Source organism: Streptomyces sp. NPDC006743 (genome assembly GCF_040703815.1).
GTDB lineage: Bacteria > Actinomycetota > Actinomycetes > Streptomycetales > Streptomycetaceae > Streptomyces.
Genome location: NZ_JBEYJA010000068.1, coordinates 25,376 through 31,798 on the forward strand (window position 1 = coordinate 25,376; position 6,423 = coordinate 31,798).

Consider the following 6,423-nt stretch of genomic DNA (forward strand, 5'->3'; position numbering starts at 1 on the left):
CTCACATGCGTTCGAAGGAGCGGCGCAGCTCCCAGTCGGTGACCGCGGCGTCGAACGCGTCGAGTTCGACGCGCGCCATGTTGCGGTAGTGCGCGACGACCTCGTCGCCGAAGGCGGCCTTGGCGATCGCGCTGTTCTCCCACAGTTCGGCGGCCTCGCGCAGGGTCGTGGGCACGTGCTCGTGGCCGGCGGTGTACGCGTTGCCCGGGCACGGCTCGGGCAGGGGCAGACGCTGCTCGACGCCGTACAGCCCGGCCGCGACCAGTCCGGCGACGGCCAGGTACGGGTTGACGTCGCCGCCGGGCAGCCGGTTCTCGAAGCGCAGGGAGCGGCCGTGACCGACGACGCGCAGCGCGCAGGTGCGGTTGTCGTGGCCCCAGGCGACGGCGGTCGGGGCGAAGGAACCCGGCTGGAACCGCTTGTAGGAGTTGATGCCCGGCGCGTACAGCAGCGAGAAGTCGCGCAGCGCGGCGAGCTGTCCGGCCAGGAAGTACCGCATGACCTCGGACATCTCCCCCGGCCGGTCACCGGCCATGACGCTGGTGCCGTCGGCGTCGGCGAGCGAGAGGTGGATGTGGCAGGAGTTGCCCTCGCGTTCGTTGTACTTGGCCATGAAGGTGAGCGAGACGCCCTCCTGGGAGGCGATCTCCTTCGCGCCGGTCTTGTAGACGGCGTGCTGGTCGCAGGTGACGAGGGCCTCGTCGTAGCGGAACGCGATCTCGTGCTGGCCGGGATTGCACTCGCCCTTGGCCGACTCGACGGTGAGGCCGGCGCCGGCCATGTCGTTGCGCAGGCGGCGCAGCAGGGGCTCGACACGGCCGGTGCCGAGGATCGAGTAGTCGATGTTGTACCGGTTGGCCGGGGTGAGGCCGCGGTAGCCGGTGTCCCAGGCCTGTTCGTAGGTGTCCTGGAAGACGATGAACTCCAGCTCGGTGCCGACCTGGGCCGTCCAGCCGTGTTCGGCGAGGCGGGCGAGCTGGTGGCGCAGGATCTGCCGGGGTGCCGCCACCACCGGGGAGCCGTCGTTCCAGGCGAGGTCGGCGACGGCCAGGGCGGTGCCCGGGTGCCAGGGCAGGCGGCGCAGGGTGCTGAGGTCGGGGCGCATGGCGAAGTCGCCGTAGCCGCGGTCCCAGGAGGACATGGCGTAGCCGTCCACGGTGTTCATGTCGGTGTCGACGGCGAGAAGGTAGGAACAGCCCTCGGTGCCGTGCCGCAGGACCTCGTCGAGGAAGAAGGGGGCGGCGAAGCGCTTGCCCTGGAGCCGTCCCTGCATGTCGGGGAAGGCGAGGACGACGGTGTCGGTCTCTCCGCTCGCGACGCCTGCCCGCAGTTCCTCGACGGTGAGCGGGGGTGTGCGGTCTGCCACGGGCGAGCCTCCTCGGCTGCGTCGGCGTCCTCGGCGGTACGTGCCCGGCGTGCTCGGCGTGCCGGCCCGGCGTCCGTGCCCGGCCTCGTGGGCCGGTGCCGGGAGCCATAAGGTATGACCGGGAACCATTGCCTGGGAAGGGGGCGCGGCCGGATGGCTCGGGACACGGGGCCGGCCGGGGCGGCCGGGGACCGGCTCGCGGCGGTGCTGCGGCCGGTGCGCGCGGGCAACGGCTTCGAGGAGGCGCTGGAGCAGATCCTCCAGGTGGTGCGGCTCGGCCTGGTCCCGGCGGGTGAGCGGCTGCCCGCCGAGCGGGAGCTGGCCCAGCGGCTGGGGATCAGCCGGGTGACGCTGCGTGAGGTGCTGAAGGTGCTCCAGGACCAGGGTCTCGTGGAGGCACGGCGGGGGCGCTACGGAGGTACCTTCGTGCGCCCGCGTGCGGACGGAGGCGGCGGGGACGAGCTGCGGCGCCGGCTCGCCGGGGTCGACATCGACGACGTACTGCGCTTCCGTGAGGTGCTGGAGGTGGGGGCGGCCGGTCTGTGCGCGGCCCAGGGGCTGACGGACGGGCAGGCGCGGCGGCTGCGCGAGGCTCTGGAGCACACGCGCGACGCGCCGCCCGCGGACTACCGGCGCCGGGACACGCTGCTGCACCTGACCCTCGCCGAGTCGTGCGGCTCCCCCACGCTGACCGGTCAGTACGCGGCGGTGCGGGCCGCGGTGAACGACCTGCTCGACTGCATACCCCTGCTGGTGCGGAACCTGGAGCACTCGCAGCGGCAGCACGCCGCGCTGGTGGAGGCGGTGCTGGAGGGGGACGCGGACGGCGCGCGGGAGACGATGCGCGAGCACTGCGCGGGGACGGCGGCGCTGCTGCGGGGTTTCCTGACGTGAGGAGTCCTGTGGGCATCCCCGTGGAGTTCGCCGTGAAGGACTGCGTCGGCAACCATGCGGAGAGCTGCGCGAGGGCCGTGCGAAGGGCTGCCGGAAGCGGCATCGGAAGAGGTATCTGCGTACACCATTGCGGGCGAGGCCGGGAGGACCGGATGGCCGCGGCGGAGACGACGGACGCGACCGACTCGACGGACAGCCCGGGCACGGCGGACACGAGGGGCACGGTGGACACGAGGGGCTCGGTGGGCATGACGGATACGGCGGATACGACGGACACAGTGGGCGAGACGGGTACCGCCGGCCCGGGGCGGCCGCTGATCGGTGTCAGCACCTATCTGGAGCCCGGGGCACGGTGGGGCGTGTGGGAGCTGGAGGCGGCGCTGCTGCCCGCCCGTTACCCGCGGCTGGTGCAGCGGGCGGGCGGGCTCGCCGCGCTGCTGCCGCCGGACGCGCCGCGGCGGGCGGCGGCGACCGTGGCCCGGCTGGACGGACTGGTCATCGCGGGCGGCCCGGACGTGGAACCGGTGCGCTACGGAGCCGAGCCGGACCCGCGTACGGGACCGCCCGCCCGGGCGCGGGACGCCTGGGAACTGGCCCTGATCGAGGCCGCGCTGGCCGCCCGGGTGCCGCTGCTCGGCATCTGCCGGGGCATGCAGCTGCTGAACGTCGCGCTGGGCGGCACCCTGGTCCAGCACCTGGACGGCCACGCCGGGACGGTCGGGGTCTTCGGCACCCACCCGGTCACTCCGGTGCCCGGCACCCGGTACGCGGCGGCCGTCCCGGAGACGGCGTCCGTCCCCGCCTACCACCACCAGGCCGTCGGCCGCCTCGGCAGCGGTCTCCTCGCCTCGGCCCACGCGTCGGACGGCACGATCGAGGCGGTCGAGCCCCCGCCCGCCGCCCACTGGGTCCTCGGAGTGCAGTGGCACCCCGAGATGGGCGAGGACGTACGGGTGATGCGGGCCCTGGTCGAGGCGGCGACCGGACACCCGGCCGGGCCGGCACGAACGACCTGAACCGTCCACCGGACCGCACCGCACGCACAGCCGGAACCGCACGCACCTCACGTACGCGCACGCGGCCGGGACCGCACGCACCGCATGCACCACTCATGCGGACACGGCCATGCGAACGACCGGGACCGCCCGCACCGCATGCACCGTTCACGCGGACCGCACCGCGCGAACGGCCGGCACCCCGCGAACCGCACGCGGACCGCACCGCGCGAACGGCCGGCTCGCGAACCGCGTGCACCGCTGACGCGAACCGGACCACAGGAACGGGCGGGATCAAGGGACGGCGGGACCGCGCCCACGGCCGGGCCGCGGACGGGCCCCGACCGCGTCCGTGGGATCCGTCCGTCTCAGCCCGTCTCCGAGCGGGTCAGGGACAGCAGGTCACGGGCCGGCCCCGTGGGACGGTGGCCCGTGGGCCAGACCGCGCGCAGGTCTCGCCGCAGGGCGACCCCCTCCACCGGTACGGTGACCAGGCGGCGCAGGGACAGTTCGTCGCCCACGGCGAGTTCGCTCAGCACCGCCGGGCCCGCCCCGCTGACCGCCGCCGCCTTCACCGCCGTCGTCGAGGACAGCTCGATCAGCGGCCGGGCCAGGCCGCCCAGCGCAGCGTCCAGGACCTGCCGGGTCCCGGAACCGGTCTCCCGCAGGATCAGTGGGGTCGCCGCCAGTTCCGCCGCCTCCAGCGGGCGCCGTCTCCTGGCCCACGGGTGGGCGGGGGCGGTCACCACGATCAGGCGGTCGTGGGCGATCACCACGGAGTCCAGCCCGGCGGGGACCGACAGTCCCTCCACGAAGCCGAGGTCCGCCTCGCCCGTCAGCAGCCGCTCGGCGACCATCGCCGAGTTCCCGGCGAGCAGCGAGACGGCGGTGTCCGGGCGCCGCGTGCGCAGCGCGATCAGCCAGCCGGGCAGCAGGTACTCCGCGATGGTCATGCTCGCCGCGACCCGCAGCCGCGAGTCCCGCCGGTCCCGCAGCGCCTGCGCGCCCGCGTCGAAGGCCTCGGCCGCCTCGACGACCCGCCGCGCCCAGTCGGTGACCAGCGCGCCCGCGTCCGTCAGCCGTGAGCCGCGCGGCGAGCGGTCCACCAGCGCCAGCCCCAGCTGCCGTTCCATGGAGCGGATCCGGCTGCTCGCCGCCGGCTGGGTGATGCCCAGGTCGCGGGCGGCCCCGCCCAGGCTGCCCAGCCGAGCCACCGCCAGCAGCAGTTCGAGGGCGCCCAGGTCCGGCACCCGGTGGGCCAGCGGCGCCGCCCCGGGCGGCCGCCCCGCACCGTTGGCTGCGTCCACCTCCGACCTCCTCATAAGCCCAGCTTATGCCTCGGAGGGAACGAACCCGGAGCGGGGCAAAGAGCCCGCCCCGGACACCCCGTCATGACCGCCGCAGCCCGCTTCCCGTCCGCACCACGTCCCCGCAGCCCGGGCCGGGAAGCCCGCCCGGACCCCACCTCATGCCCCCGCAACCCGCTTCCCGTCCGCACCACGCTCCCCCAGGCCCGGTACGCCGGGCCGCTCACCGGCCTGGCCCGGCCGCCGCGGCCGTGCGCGCCGTGCGCGGGCCGGTCAGCGGTGCGCCGCTCGCAGCGCCTCGCCCAGCACCCGGGGAGCCTCGGCCAGGGAGGGGCCGTACCAGGTCAGGTGCCGTCCGCTGACCAGTGCGCAGGGCAGGCCGGCGAAGGCCTCCGGACCGTCGGCGGCGGTGAAGCGGTACGGCTCGTCCGGCAGGACGACGACGTCCGGTGCCGCCGCCCGCAGTTCCTCCACCGGGACGCGCGGGTACCGCTCGGCGTGGCGGGCGTACAGGTGGTCGACGCCGAGGCGGGCCAGGACGTCCCCGGCGAAGGTGTCCCGGCCCAGCACCATCCAGGGCCGCCGCCACACGGGGACGACGGCGGTCGTACGGCGTTCGGGCACGGGCAGCGCCGACCAGGCCGCCTCCGCCTCGTCCAGCCAGCGCGGCCGGGCCGCGGCCCCGCAGGCCGCCAGGACCCGTGCCAGCTCCCGGAAGGCCTGCGGCACGTCCCGCACCTCGGTGACCAGCACCTCGACGCCCACCGCGCGCAGGGCGTCGAGGTCGGCCGGGCGGTTCTCCTCCTCGTTGGCGATCACCAGGTCGGGGGCGAGCGCGGCGATCTCGCCGGTCCTCGGGTTCTTGGTGCCGCCGACGCGCACCACGTCCAGGCCGGCCGGGCGGGCGCACCAGTCGGTGGCGCCGGCCAGGGCGCCGGGCAGTGTCACGGCGACGGCCTCGGTGAGCGAGGGGACCAGGGAGACGACCCGGGTCATCAGCGCGTGCGGTCCTGGACGGCCTCGATGTGCTCGGCCACCGCGACCACGATCACCCGGGTCTCCGGCACGGTGGCCCGCCAGCGGTGGCGCACCCCGCCGGTCAGGTACATGGTGTCGCCGCGGACGAGCCGGTAGGCGCGGCCCTCCGCCTCGATCTCGACCGCGCCGTCGGCGACGTACATCAGTTCGTCGTTGCGGTGCTGGAACTCGCGGCCCGCGTCGTGGTCGCCGGTGAACTCGGAGGCGTGCAGCTGGTGGTGGCCGCGCACCAGGGCGCGTACCCGCGGCGCGGCCTGCGGTCCGGCCGTCTCGGGGACCTCGGCGCGCACCACGTCGACGCTGCACGCGGGGTCGGCCGCGGCCAGCAGTTCCACGGCGGTGGTGCGCAGCGCGTCGGCGACCTTCTCCAGGGAGCTTCTGCTGGGGCGGGCCCGGTCGTTCTCGATCTGGCTCAGGAAGGGCACCGACAGGCCGCTGCGCCCGGCCACGACGGCGAGGGTGAGGTTCAGCGCCCGGCGCCGCCGTCGCACGGCCGCGCCCACCCGAAGGGGCTGTTCTTTGTGGTCGCCCATCGCTCCGGCTCCCTCCTTCGCTCGTCGGTCCGCTGCCCGTGGTCTCGTGCCGGGGCGCGTGCGCCCCGATGGGTTCTCTGCACCCTACGCATGTCCGGCAAACCGTTTCCTGCCGCCGTCACTTCCCCGTGCGGTGAGCGCACCGGCGGCTTCACGGTCCGCCGCGGCGGACCGGCCGTGCTCAAGCCCACGGTACGGGTTCGGGCGGGACGGCGGGGTGACTGTGCGTGGTTGGCCGGATTCCTGCCGTGGGACGGCCCGAGGGGCGGGCCCCCGCACGGCGTCAGGAC

The 6,423-nt window shown here is 75.2% G+C and carries 6 protein-coding genes; 2 read left to right on the forward strand and 4 right to left on the reverse strand.

Annotated elements, in window-relative coordinates:
- Position 1: 1 nt before the first annotated feature.
- On the reverse strand, positions 2–1,366 hold the full coding sequence (locus tag ABZ719_RS33750; protein ID WP_366728973.1) for a glutamine synthetase family protein: 1,365 nt from the start codon (positions 1,364–1,366) through the stop codon (positions 2–4).
- A gap of 153 nt (positions 1,367–1,519) precedes the next feature.
- Between ABZ719_RS33750 and ABZ719_RS33755 the strand changes: the two genes are divergently transcribed.
- Both ABZ719_RS33755 and ABZ719_RS33760 read left to right on the forward strand, forming a co-directional pair.
- The gene (locus tag ABZ719_RS33755; RefSeq protein WP_366728974.1) at positions 1,520–2,260 is read left to right on the forward strand and encodes an FCD domain-containing protein; all 741 of its coding nucleotides are present in this window, start codon (positions 1,520–1,522) and stop codon (positions 2,258–2,260) included.
- A gap of 248 nt (positions 2,261–2,508) precedes the next feature.
- Positions 2,509–3,276, forward strand: a complete 768-nt coding sequence (locus ABZ719_RS33760) for a gamma-glutamyl-gamma-aminobutyrate hydrolase family protein (RefSeq protein WP_366728978.1) — start codon at positions 2,509–2,511, stop codon at positions 3,274–3,276.
- A 347-nt stretch (positions 3,277–3,623) separates the two neighbouring features.
- Here ABZ719_RS33760 and ABZ719_RS33765 read toward each other — a convergent pair whose 3' ends face one another.
- The 3 genes from ABZ719_RS33765 to ABZ719_RS33775 form a co-directional block, all read right to left on the reverse strand.
- Complete coding sequence (locus tag ABZ719_RS33765) at positions 3,624–4,577, reverse strand: LysR family transcriptional regulator (protein WP_366728975.1); 954 nt, start codon at positions 4,575–4,577, stop codon at positions 3,624–3,626.
- 258 nt (positions 4,578–4,835) lie between these two features.
- Positions 4,836–5,558 carry a helical backbone metal receptor gene (locus ABZ719_RS33770; RefSeq protein ID WP_366728976.1) on the reverse strand — a complete coding sequence of 241 codons (723 nt, stop codon included), beginning with the start codon at positions 5,556–5,558 and terminating at the stop codon, positions 4,836–4,838.
- Positions 5,558–6,133: an XRE family transcriptional regulator gene (locus ABZ719_RS33775; RefSeq protein WP_366728977.1), complete on the reverse strand. Its 576-nt coding sequence runs from the start codon at positions 6,131–6,133 to the stop codon at positions 5,558–5,560. The genes ABZ719_RS33770 and ABZ719_RS33775 overlap by 1 nt, the downstream gene beginning before the upstream one ends.
- Between the last annotated feature and the right edge of the window lie 290 nt (positions 6,134–6,423).

Excerpts from the sequence above, each read along its gene's own strand:
- ABZ719_RS33755 (WP_366728974.1), top strand. The coding sequence starts at position 1,520 with ATGGCTCGGGACACGGGGCCGGCCGGGGCGGCCGGGGACCGGCTCGCG.
- ABZ719_RS33760 (WP_366728978.1), top strand. The coding sequence starts at position 2,509 with ATGACGGATACGGCGGATACGACGGACACAGTGGGCGAGACGGGTACC.
- ABZ719_RS33765 (WP_366728975.1), bottom strand. The coding sequence starts at position 4,577 with ATGAGGAGGTCGGAGGTGGACGCAGCCAACGGTGCGGGGCGGCCGCCC.
- ABZ719_RS33770 (WP_366728976.1), bottom strand. The coding sequence starts at position 5,558 with ATGACCCGGGTCGTCTCCCTGGTCCCCTCGCTCACCGAGGCCGTCGCC.
- ABZ719_RS33775 (WP_366728977.1), bottom strand. The coding sequence starts at position 6,133 with ATGGGCGACCACAAAGAACAGCCCCTTCGGGTGGGCGCGGCCGTGCGA.